This window comes from Nocardioides baculatus (genome assembly GCF_016735675.1).
GTDB classification, from domain to species: domain Bacteria; phylum Actinomycetota; class Actinomycetes; order Propionibacteriales; family Nocardioidaceae; genus Nocardioides; species Nocardioides baculatus.
The window spans coordinates 1-14913 of sequence record NZ_JAERSG010000003.1 but is presented as its reverse complement, the minus strand read 5'-3'; the positions used below and the strand labels follow the sequence as shown (position 1 = coordinate 14913).

13 protein-coding genes and 1 rRNA gene are annotated in these 14913 nt (G+C 72.2%); 2 read left to right on the top strand and 12 right to left on the bottom strand.

Going from position 1 to position 14913, the window contains the following annotated elements; all coding sequences use genetic code 11:
* Positions 1-2 precede the first annotated feature (2 nt).
* On the bottom strand, positions 3-1118 hold the full coding sequence (gene ald / locus JI751_RS09790) for an alanine dehydrogenase (protein WP_201935912.1): 1116 nt from the start codon (positions 1116-1118) through the stop codon (positions 3-5).
* Positions 1119-1198: 80 nt separating this feature from the next.
* Positions 1199-1819 carry an NUDIX domain-containing protein gene (locus JI751_RS09785; RefSeq protein WP_201935910.1) on the bottom strand — a complete coding sequence of 207 codons (621 nt, stop codon included), beginning with the start codon at positions 1817-1819 and terminating at the stop codon, positions 1199-1201.
* Between the two features lie 46 nt (positions 1820-1865).
* Here JI751_RS09785 and pepN point away from each other — a divergent pair, with 46 nt between their 5' ends.
* A complete protein-coding gene (gene pepN, locus JI751_RS09780; RefSeq protein ID WP_201935908.1) occupies positions 1866-4313 on the top strand; it encodes an aminopeptidase N in 2448 nt (815 codons plus the stop codon).
* Positions 4314-4427: 114 nt separating this feature from the next.
* On the opposite strand, the gene pyrG is transcribed toward pepN, so the two are convergent.
* The 8 genes from pyrG to JI751_RS09740 are packed head-to-tail and all read right to left on the bottom strand — an operon-like array spanning position 4428 to position 13058.
* Positions 4428-6119, bottom strand: a complete 1692-nt coding sequence (gene pyrG, locus JI751_RS09775; RefSeq protein ID WP_201935906.1) for a CTP synthase — start codon at positions 6117-6119, stop codon at positions 4428-4430.
* Positions 6120-6130: 11 nt separating this feature from the next.
* Positions 6131-7030 (bottom strand): copper transporter, encoded by a 900-nt coding sequence (locus JI751_RS09770; protein WP_201935905.1) that lies wholly within the window; start codon positions 7028-7030, stop codon positions 6131-6133.
* On the bottom strand, positions 7027-8226 hold the full coding sequence (gene steA / locus JI751_RS09765; protein ID WP_201935904.1) for a putative cytokinetic ring protein SteA: 1200 nt from the start codon (positions 8224-8226) through the stop codon (positions 7027-7029). The genes JI751_RS09770 and steA overlap by 4 nt, the downstream gene beginning before the upstream one ends.
* A 15-nt stretch (positions 8227-8241) precedes the next feature.
* Positions 8242-10014, bottom strand: a complete 1773-nt coding sequence (gene recN / locus JI751_RS09760) for a DNA repair protein RecN (protein ID WP_201935903.1) — start codon at positions 10012-10014, stop codon at positions 8242-8244.
* A complete protein-coding gene (locus JI751_RS09755; RefSeq protein ID WP_201935902.1) occupies positions 10007-10975 on the bottom strand; it encodes an NAD kinase in 969 nt (322 codons plus the stop codon). The genes recN and JI751_RS09755 overlap by 8 nt, the downstream gene beginning before the upstream one ends.
* Positions 10972-11811, bottom strand: coding sequence for a TlyA family RNA methyltransferase (locus JI751_RS09750; RefSeq protein WP_201935901.1), 840 nt, complete (start codon positions 11809-11811; stop codon positions 10972-10974). Before JI751_RS09750 ends, JI751_RS09755 begins: the two co-directional genes overlap by 4 nt.
* 7 nt (positions 11812-11818) lie before the next feature.
* Positions 11819-12025 carry a hypothetical protein gene (locus tag JI751_RS09745; protein WP_201935899.1) on the bottom strand — a complete coding sequence of 69 codons (207 nt, stop codon included), beginning with the start codon at positions 12023-12025 and terminating at the stop codon, positions 11819-11821.
* Positions 12026-12035: 10 nt separating this feature from the next.
* The gene (locus JI751_RS09740) at positions 12036-13058 is read right to left on the bottom strand and encodes an HAD-IIA family hydrolase (protein ID WP_236666057.1); all 1023 of its coding nucleotides are present in this window, start codon (positions 13056-13058) and stop codon (positions 12036-12038) included.
* 49 nt (positions 13059-13107) lie between these two features.
* Here JI751_RS09740 and JI751_RS09735 point away from each other — a divergent pair, with 49 nt between their 5' ends.
* A complete protein-coding gene (locus JI751_RS09735) occupies positions 13108-14226 on the top strand; it encodes a DUF1015 family protein (RefSeq protein ID WP_201935897.1) in 1119 nt (372 codons plus the stop codon).
* Here JI751_RS09735 and JI751_RS21475 read toward each other — a convergent pair.
* Positions 14201-14605 carry a single-stranded DNA-binding protein gene (locus tag JI751_RS21475; protein ID WP_307814060.1) on the bottom strand — a complete coding sequence of 135 codons (405 nt, stop codon included), beginning with the start codon at positions 14603-14605 and terminating at the stop codon, positions 14201-14203. The two genes, JI751_RS09735 and JI751_RS21475, sit on opposite strands and share 26 nt — an antisense overlap.
* A 187-nt stretch (positions 14606-14792) precedes the next feature.
* Positions 14793-14910: ribosomal RNA gene (rrf, locus tag JI751_RS09725) — 5S ribosomal RNA — on the bottom strand.
* Positions 14911-14913 lie beyond the last annotated feature (3 nt).

The following is a 14913-nucleotide window of genomic DNA, read 5'->3' as shown; positions in this document are numbered from 1 at the left end:
TCTCAGGCGAGAACGCTGTCGAGCCCCACCGCGTCGATGCCGACGGCGGCGCCGACCGGACCGTTGGTGAGCTGGCCGGCGTGGGTGTTGAGGCCCAGCGCCAGGCTCGGGTCGTCGCGGAGCGCCTGCTGCCAGCCCTTGTCGGCGAGCGCGACCGCGTAGGGCAGCGTCGCGTTGGTGAGGGCGTACGTCGAGGTGTTGGGCACCGCGCCGGGCATGTTGGCCACGCAGTAGAACACCGAGTCGTGGACCTGGTAGGTCGGGTCGTCGTGCGTGGTGGCGTGCGAGTCCTCGAAGCAGCCGCCCTGGTCGATCGCGATGTCGACGAGCACCGAGCCGGGCTTCATCCGCGAGACCAGGTCGTTGGTGACCAGCTTGGGCGCGGCCGCACCGGGGATCAGCACGGCGCCGATCACCATGTCGGCCTCCATCACCTGCTGCTCGATCGCGAGCTTGGAAGATGCGAGGCCGTGGACGCGGTTGTTGTAGCGCCAGAACGACATCCGGAGCTTGTCGAGGTCGGTGTCGAGCAGTGTCACGTCGGCACCCATGCCGAGCGCGATGTTGGCGGCGTTCTGGCCCGAGACGCCGGCGCCGATGATGACGACCTTGGCGTTGGCCACGCCGCCGACACCGCCCATCAGGACGCCGCGGCCGCCGTTGGCCTTCATGAGGGAGTAGGCACCGACCTGGGGCGCCAGGCAGCCGGCGACCTCCGACATCGGGTAGAGCAGCGGCAGGCCGCCGGAGGGCAGCTGGACGGTCTCGTAGGCGATGCCGGTGACCTTGCGCGCCATCAGCTCCTCGGTCAGCGGCTTGTCGGCGGCGAGGTGGAGGTAGGTGAAGAGGGTCTGGCCCTCCCGCATCCGGTGGTACTCCTCGGCGACCGGCTCCTTGACCTTAAGGATCATGTCCGCGGTGCCCCACACGTCGTCGGCCGTGTCGAGCATCGTGGCGCCCGCGGCGACGTACTCCTCGTCGGGGATCTGCGAGCCCTCGCCCGCGGTCTTCTGGATGACCACCTCGTGGCCGTGCTGGACCAGCTCGTGCACGCCGATGGGGGTCAGGGCCACGCGGTACTCGCGGTTCTTGACTTCCTTGGGTACGCCGACCTTCATGCCTTTGCTCCTATGGAATCGGAGAGGGGCCACGGGTGTGGCTCGCCTCACAGCGGGAGCGACACTACTCCCGGCGGGCGCTAGGCACCGTCGAGGGTGCCCCGCTCCTTGAGCACGGCGTACGCCAGCACGGCCTGGGCCAGCGGACCCTGTCGGACCCGGCGCTCGAGCACCGCGTCGAGGAGGTCGGACATCGGCACCCAGAAGTGCTCCATCTCGGCTTCCTCGTGGCGCATCTCGAAGTCGCCGCGGGGCGCGTGCGACAGCCCGCGCGCCAGGAAGATGTCGTGCACCTCGTCGCTGATGCCGGCGCTGCCGAAGGTGCTCAGCAGCAGCCGCCAGTCCGACGCCTCGAGCTCGACCTCCTCGCGCAGCTCGCGCTTCGCGGTCTCGACCGGTGGCTCGTCACCGGCGTCCTTCAGGCCGGCGGGCAGCTCCACGAACTCGTGACCGCTCGTGTGGCGGTACTGCCGCAGGCACATCACCTGCTCGTCGTCGTCGACCGCCAGCACGACGACCGCACCCGGGTGCTCGAGGCTGATCCGGCTGAACTGCTCGGAGTGGCCGGGGCGCGTGATCACGTCCTCGCGGAGCGCGACCACCCAGTCGTCGCGGTGCAGGTCGTGGGTCGAGACGACGGGCCACGACATCGGCCGGTCGGCGAGGTCGTCAGCAGGGTCGTCTCCGCGAGGGGTGGCCATGCCCCGCACGCTAGCGCGGGTGGACACAGTGCATAGGGTCGGCCGCATGAGTCTTTCGACCCTCACCCAGACCGAAGCAGCGGCCCGATCGGCCCTCCTCGAGGTCCAGCGCTACGACATCGCGGCCGACATGACCGGGCTGCTCGAGGGAGAGGTCTTCTCCTCCGTCAGCACCATCACGTTCACGTGCAGCGAGCCCGGCGCGACCACGTTCGTGGACGTCGCGATGGACGTCGCCCGTGCCACGCTCAACGGCGAGGACATCGACGTCTCGCAGGCCGAGGACGGCCGGTTGCCGCTCCCCGCGCTCGCGGCCGACAACGTCCTGGTCGTCGAGGCCAGCACGACCAACACCGGGACCGGCGAGGGCATCCTCCGCACGGTCGACCCCACCGACAAGCTCGTCTACGTCTGGACCAGCCTCGAGCCCGACGAGGCCCGCCGCGTGTGGGCCTGCTTCGACCAGCCCGACCTCAAGGCGCCGCACCGCTTCGTGGTGACCGCCCCGTCGTCGTGGATCGTGACGTCCAACGGGGCTCCCGAGTCGATCGTGGACGTCGAGGGTGACGACGCGAAGATCTGGACCTATCCCGACACCCCGCGCCTGTCGACGTACGTCGTCGTGGTCAACGCCGGCCCCTTCCACGAGGTGCGCCGTCAGCACGACGGCTACGACCTCGGCTTCTACTGCCGCCAGTCGCTCGTGCCGATCCTCGAGCGTGACCTCGACGAGCTGGTCACCCTCACCCGCCAGGGTCTCGCCTTCTTCGGCGAGCAGTTCGGCTACCCGTTCCCGCAGTCGCGCTACGACCAGGTCTTCGTGCCCAACCTCGGCGGGGCCATGGAGAACTGGGGCTGCGTGACCTACGGCGACGGCCAGCTCTTCCGCACTCCCCCGACCCACGCGCAGCGCGGCGTCCGCGCCGAGTTCATCTTCCACGAGATGGCGCACATGTGGTTCGGCGACCTCGTCACGATGCAGTGGTGGGACGACCTCTGGCTCAACGAGGCGTTCGCCTCGTGGGCGGCCAACTGGGGCATGGCGGGAGCCTCGGAGTTCACCGACCAGTGGGCCACGTTCCTCGCCGCCTCGAAGCGGACGGCCTACGAGATGGACATGAGCCCGTCGCGCCACCCGATCCGCAGTGACGTCGCCGACGTCTCCTCCGCGATGGCCAACTTCGACGCGATCACCTACGTCAAGGGCCAGAGCGTGCTCCACCAGCTCGTCGCCTACATCGGCGAGCCGGCCTTCGTCGAGGGCCTGCGCGACTACTTCAGCCGCTACGCCTTCTCCAACACCCGGCTCGACGACCTGATGGACTGCTACTCACGCGCGAGCGGCCGCGACCTGTCGGCATGGACGCAGGCCTGGCTCGACGAGGCGGGCACCGACGTGATCTCGATCGACGGCGACGAGCTGGTCGTCGAGACCACCAGCGGCGGCGACCCCCGACTGCACCACCTCGACGTCGCGGTCTTCGACACCTCGGGCGACGACCTGGTCGCCGTGGGTCGTTCCTCCCACGAGGTCACCGGGTCGCGCACACCCGTCGAGCTCCCCGCCGGTGACCTGCGCCTGGTCAACGCCGGCGACTACACGTTCGCCGCGGTCCGGCCCGACGCCACGTCGCTCGAGGCGATGCTCACCCGCATCGACCAGCTCACCGACCCGCTCGACCGGGCGCTCGTCGCCGCCACCGCCGGCCAGCTCCTGCTGCTCGGGCACGTCGCGCCCCGTGACGTCGCGGCGGCGCTCACCCGCGCGCTGGCGACCGAGACCAGCCCGGCCCTCATCGAGCCGTTCCTCGGCCAGGCCCTCCAGGTCGCCGACCGCTGGGCGCCCGCCGCCGAGTCCCCCGACCTGCTGCGCGGCCTCGCCGACGCGGTCGTCGGGCTCGTCGAGCTGCCCGACGCCCGCCAGGCCGCGCTGCGCACGCTGGCAGCGTCCGCCTCGACCGACCAGCACTGGAAGGTGCTGGAGGCCGCTGCCGAGCAGGCCACCGACCTCGACCTCGCCTGGCGGATGGCCACGCGGCGCTCCGAGCTCGGCCACTACGACGACGACGCGGTCCGCCGGCTCCTCGAGTCCGACCCCGACCCCGACGCCGGCATGCGCCGCCTCGCGGTCCTCGCCGCCCGCCCCGATGTCGAGGCCAAGGAGGAGGTCTGGCGCGCGTTCTTCGTCGACTACTCCGTGCCGGCGAGCCGCGAGACGCTCGTCCTCGGCTCGACCTTCTGGCGCCCCGGACAGGCCGAGCTGCTCGCGCCGTTCACCCACCGCTACCTCGAGGAGCTGCACACGCTCAAGGGCGGCCTGCTCAACCAGGGCCTCACCATCCGCGCGATGTACCCCCTCGGCGCCGGCGACGCGTCGTTCCTCGCCGCGGCCGAGCGGGCCGTCGAGGACACCAGCCTCAGCTCGTACGCCCGCAACCAGCTCGGCGCGAACTCGTTCGTGCTCCGCCGGATCCTCGAGGCCCGCGAGCTCTGACCACGCGCTTCCTCGCGCTGAGAGGCGGTGACCGGGCGCTTCCTCGCGCTGAGAGGCGGTGACCGGGCGCTTCCTCGCGCTGAGAGGCCGTGACCGGGCGCTTCCTCGCGCTGGTCAGTCCTCGGACTCGTCCTTGCGGCGCAGCCCGGTCTCGTCGATCGGGAAGCGCTCGGAGCGCTGCCGCTCGATCGCCGCACCGACGAGGCCCGAGAAGAGCGGGTGCGGGCGCGTCGGGCGCGAGCGCAGCTCGGGGTGGGCCTGGGTGGCGACGTAGTAGGGGTGCACGTCGGCCGGCAGCTCGACGAACTCGACCAGCCCCAGCTCGGGGTTGATCCCCGAGAAGACCAGGCCGGCCTCCGACAGTGTCTCGCGGTAGGCGTCGTTGAACTCGTAGCGGTGCCGGTGGCGCTCCTCGACCACCTCGGAGCCGTACGCCGTCCGCACGACGCTGCCCTCCGCCAGGGTCGCCTTCTGCAGGCCCAGGCGCATGGTGCCGCCGAGGTCACCGGCACCCTCGACGAACTTCTTCTGCTCCTCGATCGTGGAGATGACGGGCTCGACCGTGTCGGGGTCGAACTCGGTCGACCCGGCCTTCCCGAGCCCGGCGACGTTGCGGGCGTACTCGATGACCATGCACTGGAGGCCGAGGCACAGCCCGAGGGTCGGGATCCCGTGGGTGCGGGTGTAGCGCAGCGCACCGAGCTTGCCCTCGATGCCGCGCACGCCGAAGCCGCCCGGCACCAGCACGGCGTCGACGTCGGCCAGGTGCTTCGCTGCGCCCGCCTCCGTCTCGCACTCGTCGGAGGCGACCCAGCGGATGTTGACCTTGGCCTCGTGCGCGAAGCCGCCGGCCCGGAGCGCCTCGCTGACGGACAGGTAGGCGTCGGGGAGGTCGATGTACTTGCCGACCAGTGCGACGGTGACCTCCTCGGACGGGTGGTGCACCCGGCGGAGCAGGTCGTCCCAGGTGGTCCAGTCGACGTCACGGAACGGCAGGTCGAGACGGCGTACGACGTAGGCGTCGAGGCCCTCGCGGTGCAGCACCTTGGGGATGTCGTAGATCGACGGGGCGTCGGCCGCGGTGACCACGGCCTCGTCGTCGACGTCGCACATCAGCGCGATCTTGCGCTTGATCCCCTCCGGCAGCTCCCGGTCGGCGCGGCACACGATCGCGTCGGGCTGGATGCCGATCGAGCGCAGCGCGGCCACGGAGTGCTGGGTCGGCTTGGTCTTCAGCTCACCCGACGGGCCGATGTAGGGCACCAGCGAGACGTGGATGAAGAAGCAGTTGTCGCGGCCGATCTGGTGGCGCGTCTGGCGCGCCGCCTCGAGGAACGGCAGCGACTCGATGTCGCCGACCGTGCCGCCGACCTCGGTGATCACCACGTCGATCTCCGGCCCGCCCATCGCGAGGATCCGGTCCTTGATCTCGTTGGTGATGTGCGGGATGACCTGCACCGTGTCGCCGAGGTAGTCGCCGCGGCGCTCCTTGGCGATCACCGTCGAGTAGACCTGCCCGGTCGTCACGTTGGCGATCTGGTTGAGGTCGGTGTCCAGGAACCGCTCGTAGTGGCCGATGTCGAGGTCGGTCTCCGCCCCGTCGTTGGTCACGAAGACCTCACCGTGCTGGAACGGGTTCATCGTGCCCGGATCCACGTTGAGGTAGGGGTCGAGCTTCTGCATCGTGACGCGCAGCCCGCGCGCCTTGAGCAGGTTGCCCAGGCTGGAGGCGGTGAGCCCCTTGCCGAGAGAGGAGGCGACGCCTCCGGTCACGAATACGTGCTTGGTCGGCGTGGGGTTCTTCACGGGCTTCGATCCTACCCGAGAGGGACGGCACCGTCGGTACCCGACGCACCGAATGATCCGCCGGGCGTCGTCAACGAGCGTCCCAGGGCCATCACGGCGGCCGCCCGACCGGCCAGGGCGTCGACCCCGTCGACCGTCGCGACACGCGCAGCGGTCGGTGTGGCGCGCAGCCGTCCCAGCTGTCCGCTGCCGCCGTCGGCGAGCGTGCCGGCCACCACCACGCCCGTCGCCTGCGACGCGAGTCCGTCGACCAGTCCTGCCAGGATCGCGTCGGATCCCTCGTCGTCGGCGTCGTCGCCCAGCACCAGCAGCACCAGCGGAGCCCGTCGGTCGACCTCGGACGGCAGCTCCATCAGGCCGGCGCCGCTGATGGAGTCGGCGATCGCCCGCGTCCTGCGCGTGACGTCCTCGCCGTCGGCCTCCTTGCTCGCCACGGCCAGCCCGATCAGCTGGCCGATCCGGTCGTACGTCGACGCCTCGGCCGGCACGACGCCCTTGGCCTGCTGGGTGAGCAGCTGGCTGCCGAGCGTGTCGACCAGCGACTTCTGCGCCGGGTCGACGAGGTCGGCGCCCAGCGCGTAGCGCGCCGTGACGGCGCCGCCGGCGGCCTCCACCTGGCTCGCGAGATCGGTGACGACCTGCTCGTCGGCACCCGGGACGGTGACCAGCACGACCGAGCGGTCGGTGAGCCGACCACCGAGGATCGGCCCGGTGAGGGCGGCGACCCACTTCTCGTCGAAGTCGCCCTTCGCGCTGCTCGCGGAGGGCGTCTCGGCGCGCCCCTTGTCGATGCCGGCGGCCGTGACCGCCGGGCCGACGTCGGACAGCGGCCCGCCGCCGAGGACGATGCCCGCCGCCAGGGCCAGGAACACGGCGACGATGGTCAGGAGGTGGTGACGCAGGGTGATCACGGGAGGAGTCCTCGAACGTCGTCGATCAGGTCGGTGGTGGTGCTGGTGATGCCGGGCGAGAGCTCGTCGACCCACTGCTGGCCGACGGGCGTCACGCTGATCGCCGCGCCGACGGCGATCACCCCGGCGAGCAGGGCACCGAGCAGGTGGCGCGGGCGGACCGCGCCGTCGTAGAGCCGCGGCAGCGCCGAGGCGTCGACGAGGTCGGGCCCCACCTTGAGCCGGGTCAGGAACGTGCTGGCGAGCCCGGTGCGTCGCCGGTCGAGGAACTCGGCGAGGGTCGCGTGCAGGCCGACCCCGACGATGAGCGACGCGTCGTGCGTCGAAGCGAGCAGCAGCGCTGCGTCCTCGGTGGTGGCGGTGGTCTCGAACCGGAGCGGGCGGATGCTGAGCCGCTCGAGGTGCTCCACCGCGCTGCGGGGTGTTCCGTGCTCGACGAGCACGACGACGTCGCGAGCCTTGCGCAGCACGGCCGCGGCCGGGAGGTCGTCGCTCCCGCTCGTCAGCACGACCACGTCGGGCCGGTGCCCGGCCGCGACGAGGGCGTCCGCGCCACGGTCGACGCCGATCAGCACCGGCCGTTGTTCCCGGACGAACGCGCGGATCCCGCGCAGCTCGTCCTCCCAGCCGTGCGACCGGACGACCACCACGACGGGGCGGCCCGCCATCTCGGTGGCGGTCTCCGGGATGCCGTGGCCGTGCAGCAGCAGGTCCTGCTCGCGCCGCAGGAACTCGGTCGTGTTGTGCGTGAAGCTCTCGAGCTGGGCGGTGAGCCCGCTGCGGGCCTCCCCCATCTCACGGCGTACGACGTCGGGGGTGACCTCGCGTGCGGCCACGACCAGGCTGTCGCCCTCGTGCACGACGCCCGCGTCGATGCGGAGGTCGGTGCCGTCCTTGACCCGGTCGAACACCTCGGGGCCGGCAGCGTCGACCACGGTCACGCCTGCCTGCACCAGCAGCTCGGGGCCGAGGTTGGGATAGCGGCCGGAGATCATCGGGCTCGCGTTGACGACGGCTGCGACACCCGCGTCGATCAGCGCCTGCGCCGTGTCACGGTCCATGTCGAGGTGGTCGACCACGGCGACATCGCCGGGCTGGAGCCGGCCGAGCAGGCTGGCCGTACGCCGGTGGAGCCGGGCGGGGCCGTGGACACCTGGGAGGGAGGGAGCTGGACGGGAGCGGACTGCGAACTTCATGACCGCGCCATGGTGTCAGCCGGTCGGGTGCCCTTCGGGGAGGCACGCCCGCTCGGGCGCGGCGGTCGCGAGGAGCTCCCGGGCGTGCGCGCGGGCGCTGTCGGAGTCGTCGACGCCGGCGAGCATCCGGGACAGCTCGCGCTCCCGCTCGGCGTCGTCGAGGGTGACCAGCCCGGACGTCGTGACCGATCCGTCGCTCGACTTGTGGACGACCACGTGACGGTCGGCATAGGCCGCCACCTGTGGCAGGTGGGTGACGACCAGGACCTGCGAGGTGCGTGCGAGCGCGGCGAGCCGGCGGCCGACCTCGATGGCCGCCTTGCCACCCACCCCCGCGTCCACCTCGTCGAAGACGAAGGTCGGCACGGAGCCGGTCTCGGCGAGCGACACCTCGAGCGCGAGCATGACGCGCGACAGCTCGCCGCCGGACGCGCCCTTGTGCAGCGGACGCGCATCGGCGCCGGTGTTGGCCGCCAGCAGGAACTCGACGTCGTCGACACCGTGCGAGGTGGCTCGCAGCCAGCGGCCGTCGACCAGCAGCTGGGGGCCGGCGGGGACCGCGGGCGTGGGGGTCGGGTTCTGGGTGAGCGCGACGGTCACGGTGGCGTGCGGCATGGCGAGCGACGTCAGCTCGTCACTGACCGCCGTGCCGAGCCGGGTGGCGGCCTCCGTGCGCTGGGCGGTGAGCGTCGAGGCGAGGGTGCCGAGCTCGTCGCGCAGGCGGTCGCGCCGCGCCTCGAGCTCGCCGACCTGGCCGTCGGCGTCCTCGAGGTCGAGCAGGCGCTTGGCGCCGTCCTCGGCCCAGGCGAGCACCTCGTCGATGGTCTCGCCGTACTTCCTGGTGAGCGCCGTCAGTGCCGCCCGCCGCTCGGAGACGTTGGCCAGGCGTGCCGGGTCGGTCTCCAGGCTTGAGGCGTAGGACGCCACGTCGCCGGCCACGTCGACGAGGAGGTGGCCGACCTCGGCGATCCGGTCGGCGAGCTCGCCCGCCGTCGCGTCGTGCTCGCGGACGCCGTCGAGGGCCTGCCGCGCCGCGCTGCTGAGGCCCAGGGCATCCGGCGAGCCCTCCTCGCTGGAGAGCGCCTCGCGCGCGGTCTCCGCCGCGGTGCGCAGCGTGTCGGCGAACCCGAGCCGGGTCTCCTCCGCGGCGAGCTCGACGTCCTCCCCCGGCTTGGGATCGATCGCCTCGACCTCGCCGAGACCGAACCGGAGCTGGTCGGCCTCGCGTGCCCGCTCGCGCGCGGAGCCGAGCACCTCGGCGAGCGTGCGCTCGGTCGCTGCCAGCTCCGCCCACCGGGATGCGTACGACGTCGCGGTGGCGGCGAGCGCGTCGCCACCGAACCGGTCGAGGGACGCACGCTGGGCACCGGCACGGAGCAGCCGGTGCTGGTCGGACTGGCCGTGGACCGCGACGAGCGGTTCGGCCAGGTCGGCGAGCGTCGTCACGGGGACCGACGCACCGCCGACCCATGCGCGCGAGCGCCCGTGGGCGGCGACGTTGCGGGCGAGCACGACCTGGTCGTCCTCCACCACGCCGCCGGCGTCCTCCACGGCGTCGCGGAACGTGTCGAGCGCAGCAGCGGACACCACGCCCTCGACGCGCGCCTGCTTGGCGCCCGTACGGACGGCACCGGAGTCGGCGCGGCCGCCGAGCAGCAGGCCGAGGGCGGTGACGACCATCGTCTTGCCGGCGCCGGTCTCACCCGTGATCACCGTCAGCCCGGGGCCGAGCTCCAGGGTCGAGGAGTCGATCACGCCGAGCTGGCTGATCCGCAGCTCCTCAAGCATCCGCATCACCGTTGTCGCCGTGGTCGCGGCGGCGGCGCTCGGCGGCGCCGCGCCATCCCTCGACGGGCAGGCCGAACTTCGCCACGAGCCGGTCCGTGAACGGCGCCTGGTGCAGGCGCACGAGGCGCACCGGACGCTCGCCCCGGCGCACCTCGATGCGGGCGCCGGGAGGCAGATCGACCGAACGTCGGCCGTCGCACCACAGCACGCCGGAGCTGTTGGTGCTGCTCGCGAGCACCTCGATGGCGAGCACCGACGTCGGAGCGACCACCATCGGTCTCGCGAAGAGCGCGTGTGCGCTCAGCGGCACGATGAGCAGGGCCTCGACCTCGGGCCACACCACCGGTCCCCCGGCGCTGAAGTTGTAGGCCGTCGAACCGGTGGGGGTGGCGCACACGACGCCGTCGCAGCCCCACCGCGACAGCGGTCGTCCGTCGACCTCGACGACGACCTCGAGCATCCGCTCGCGGGCGGCCTTCTCGACGCTGGCCTCGTTGAGGGCGAAGGTCGTGAACAGGACCTCCTTGCCCACCAGCACCTGCACGCCGAGCGTCAGCCGGTCCTCGGCGGTGTAGGCGCGGTTCACGATCGCCGTGATCGTCGACTCCACGTCGTCCTGCTCGGCCTCGGCGAGGAAGCCGACGTGCCCGAGGTTCACGCCGAGCAGCGGGGTGCTCGTCTCGTGGGTCAGCTCGGCCGCGCGCAGGATCGAGCCGTCGCCGCCGATGACGAGCACCAGCTCGCAGCCCTCCCCCGGCATGTCGTCGGGCTGCGTCGTCTCGACCAGTCCGCCGGTGCCCGGACCCGCGAGCCCGAGATCGGCCGCCTCGTCGGCCAGCAGGCGTACGGCGATGCCGTGCGCGGTGAGCCGCTGCACGCACTCGCGGGCCACCTCGCGCACCTCGGCCCGGCCGGTGTGGGCAAGCACCAGCACGCGGCGTCCGGACGGTTGGCTGGTCACGGATCCACCCTCTCAGACGGCACCCCCAGTGGGGCCGCCCTCTCCACCTCGGCACGGATGTCGTCGGCGTCGATGGCCGCCGCGCCGCGCCGCAGGAGCAGGAAGAACTCGACGTTGCCCGAGGGCCCGGGCAGCGGGCTGACGGTGACGGCCACCGCGCCCCACCCGCGGGCGGCGGCCAGGTCGGCGATGGTCGTGACGGCCTCGGCGCGCAGCGCGAGGTCGCGCACCACTCCGCCCTTGCCGACCCGGTCCTTGCCCACCTCGAACTGCGGCTTCACCATGAGTGCCAGCTGGCCGTCCTCGCGGGTCACCGACAACAGCGGGTCGAGCACCAGCGCCAACGAGATGAAGGAAAGGTCGCCGACCACCAGGTCGACGGGCTCGCCGACGATGTCGAGGGTGAGCTCGCGGATGTTGGTGCGGTCGTGGACCTCGACCCGGTCGTCGCTCTGCAGCGACCACGCGAGCTGGCCGTAGCCGACGTCGACGGCGACGACCTGCCGGGCGCCGGCCCGGAGCAGGACGTCGGTGAAGCCGCCGGTCGAGGCGCCGGCATCGAGGCAGCGCTTGCCCTCGACGCTCACGCCGTGGGCGGCGAACGCCGCCAGGGCACCCGCGAGCTTGTGACCGCCCCGCGACACGTAGTCCACCGACGTCGGGTCGTCACGTACGACGATCGCCACGTCCGTGGTCACCCCCGTGGCGGGCTTGGTCGCGGGCGCGCCCGACACCGTCACGCGTCCGGCGGCGACCAGCTCGCTCGCGTGCTCGCGCGATCGGGCGAGTCCGCGCCGGACGAGCTCCTGGTCGAGTCGAAGTCGTCGAGGTGGCACGGCCGGGTCAGGCGCCCTGCTGCTGGCCAGGCTCCGGCTGGGCGTCGAGGGCGCGACGGAGCTGCTCGTGCGCCCGCTCGAACACCGCGACGTGGCCCGCCACCGGCGTGCCGGACACGGCCGCGACGTCGGCCAGGACCTGGTCGACCTCAGCGACGCCGGTCGAGCCGTCGTCCGCCGTGCTGTCGGGGTCCCTCTCGCTGTCCCGCTCCATGGTCACGACCCTACTCGGCACCGAGCCGTCGGGCGGGCCCGGGCGGCGTCGTGTCGCCGAGGTCGACGGGGGTCCCGGACGCGTCGAGATGGAGCCAGCCGGCGGTCGCGACCACCCGCCACCAGTCGGCGTCGCCGCCCGCGCCGCTGACCGCCAACCGACCGTCGTCGACCCTCGCCGTCCACCCGCCCAGCTCGACCTCGCCGTCGTCCGTCCGGCGAGGAGCCGGGTGCGGCTCGAAGAGCCCCTCGAGCGTCGGCGAGATGTAGGTCGGACGCAGCTCCGGCGTCGCCGCGACGAGGTCCTCGAGCCAGCTCACACCGGTCAGGACCAGCAGCGACGGCACGTCGATGGCGTGCGCGCCCTCGATGTCGGTGTCGAGCCGGTCGCCGACCATGAGCGGCCGGTCCCCGCCGACGCGTCGGACGGTCTCCTCCATCAGCGGCTTCTCCGGCTTGCCGGCCACCGTCGGCTCGATCCCGGCGAAGTCCGAGATGGTCCGCACGAGCACGCCGTGGCCGGGTGCGAGGCCGTAGGGCGTCGGGATGGTCATGTCGGTGTTGCTGGCGACATAGGGAAGGCCGTCGCGCACCAGCGTCGAGACCCGCATGATGTCGCGCCACCGCACGTCCGGCCCGTAGCCGCTCACCACGGCAACCGCGCCCTCCGGGTCCTCGACCGGCTCGAGCCCGGCCTCGACGAGCGCCACGCGCAGGCCCTCGCCGCCGAGCAGCAGGATCTTCGCCCCGGCACCGTGCGCGTCGGACAGCACCCGGGCCGCCGCCTGGGCGGACGTCACGACGTCCTCGGCCGACGCGGCCACCCCGACCTTGCCGAGCTTCTCGGCCACCTTGGCGGGAGGCCGCGAGGCGTTGTTGGTGACGAACGCGACGTGGGTCCCGGTGGCGCGGAGACGGTCGATGTGCCCTGCGGCTCCCTCGATGGCGGTGTCGCCGACGTAGACCACACCGTCCAGGTCGAACATCACCAGGTCGTGCGCCTCCATGATCGGAGTCGCTGACTCCTCGAGCATGCTCCACCCCTTCTCCGGATCGTGATGAGCGTCCCCCTACGATGCTCCGATGGACTTCGCCACCGACGTGCCGCCGTACGTCGCGAAGCCCCTCGAGCTGCTGCCGTTCCGCGCGCTCATGCTTGCTCCGAACCACGTCGGCGACCCGGCATCCGCGCGAGCGCTCGCGCGACCCTACCGCGACGTCGCGGCCCGATTGACGACGTGGATCGCGCAGGGACGCGCCGTCGCCGACACCGCTCCCGCTCTCTACGTCCACGAGTACACCGCGGCCGGGCTCACCGTGCGTGGCCTCGTCGGCGCGCTCGGGATGTCGCGGCGTACGTCCTCGCGCGCCGACCGCGCCGTCTGGCCCCACGAGGAGATCCATCCCGAGCAGGCCGGCGAGCTCGCCGACCGGATGCACCAGATGGACCTCAACCCGGCTCCGATCCTGCTCGTGCACCACGGCGAACCGGAGCTGCGCGACGTGCTCGCCGACGTCACCCGTGGGCGCCCCGACTGGCGCTACCTCGATCGCAGCGGCCAGCGCCAGCGCATCTGGGCGGTCCGCGACCCCGAGGCCCTCGCCCGGATCGGCACCCTGCTGAGCGAGACCCGGTGCCTCATCGCCGACGGCCACCACCGGTATGCGGCATATCTCCGCCTCCAGCAGGAGCACCCGGGCACGGCGTGGGACGCGGGTCTGGCGATGCTGGTCGACCAGGTCGACACTCCCCTGTTCCTCGGGGCGATCCATCGCACCCTGCCCGGTACGACGCTGGCCGCCCTGGTCGAGGCCGCGCGCGAGGCCGGGGCCGAGGTGACGACCCACGGCAGGCGGCGGGCGCTGAGCGCGCTCGACAGCACCCATCTCGTGCTGACCGACGGCCAGTCGTGGCACACCGTGAGCCCGGTCAACCTCGACCGTGCCGCTGCGGTGTCGTGGTTGCACGAGCGCGTGCTGCCTCGGCTCGGCACCCCCCTGATGCGGATCGAGCACCACCACAACGTCGAGGACGCGCTGGCGGCCACGAGTGCGTCCTCGCCGGCGGTCCTGCTGCCGAGTCCGGACTTCGAGCAGGTCCGCGCCCTCGTCGAGTCGGGAGGGCTCCTGCCGGAGAAGGCGACGTCCTTCCAGCCGAAGCCGAGCCTCGGCGCGCTCATGCGGCCGATGACCGACGGATGATCCTCGCCGCAGCGGCCTCGACCTCGACGCGCGACCTCGTCGCCCCGCCGGCCTGGTAGAAACGGCACCGGACGGCGCCGGACACCTCCACCAGGTCGCCCGGACGCCACGCCAGGATGCTCCGGCGCAGCCGAGGGGTCCAGGCCGTGCACGGCACCGAGTCGACGCGCTGCCCCTTCCCCGGCGCGGACGATGCCGCTCGCGTCGGTGAGGCCCGTGGCACCGAGATCCGGAACGTGATGAGCGTGTCCCCGCTCGGCAGCTCCACGACCGCCGGCTCGGCGGTCAGCCGACCCACGAGTCGTACGTCGTTGGTCGCGACCTCGATGTCGCCCGACTCGGTGGTGTCGCTCGGCTTGTTCTTCTGTGCAGTGGTCACAGTGCACCTCCTGCGACCACTCTCCGGGCGGCGACCGACATCATCCGAGGTCGCGACAGGAGGGCTGTGGAAAGTGCCCACCAAGGTGCGCCTGTGGACGCCTCGTGGCCCGTCGACAACAACCGGAAGGACGTCCGAAATGCAGAAAGCGGGGCCACCCGAAGGTGACCCCACTTCCACAATGCTTGTCCGGCGGCGTCCTACTCTCCCACAACCTCTCGGTTGCAGTACCATCGGCGCTGAAAGGCTTAACTTCCGGGTTCGGTATGGGACCGGGTGTTTCCCGTTTCGCTATGGCCGCCGTAACT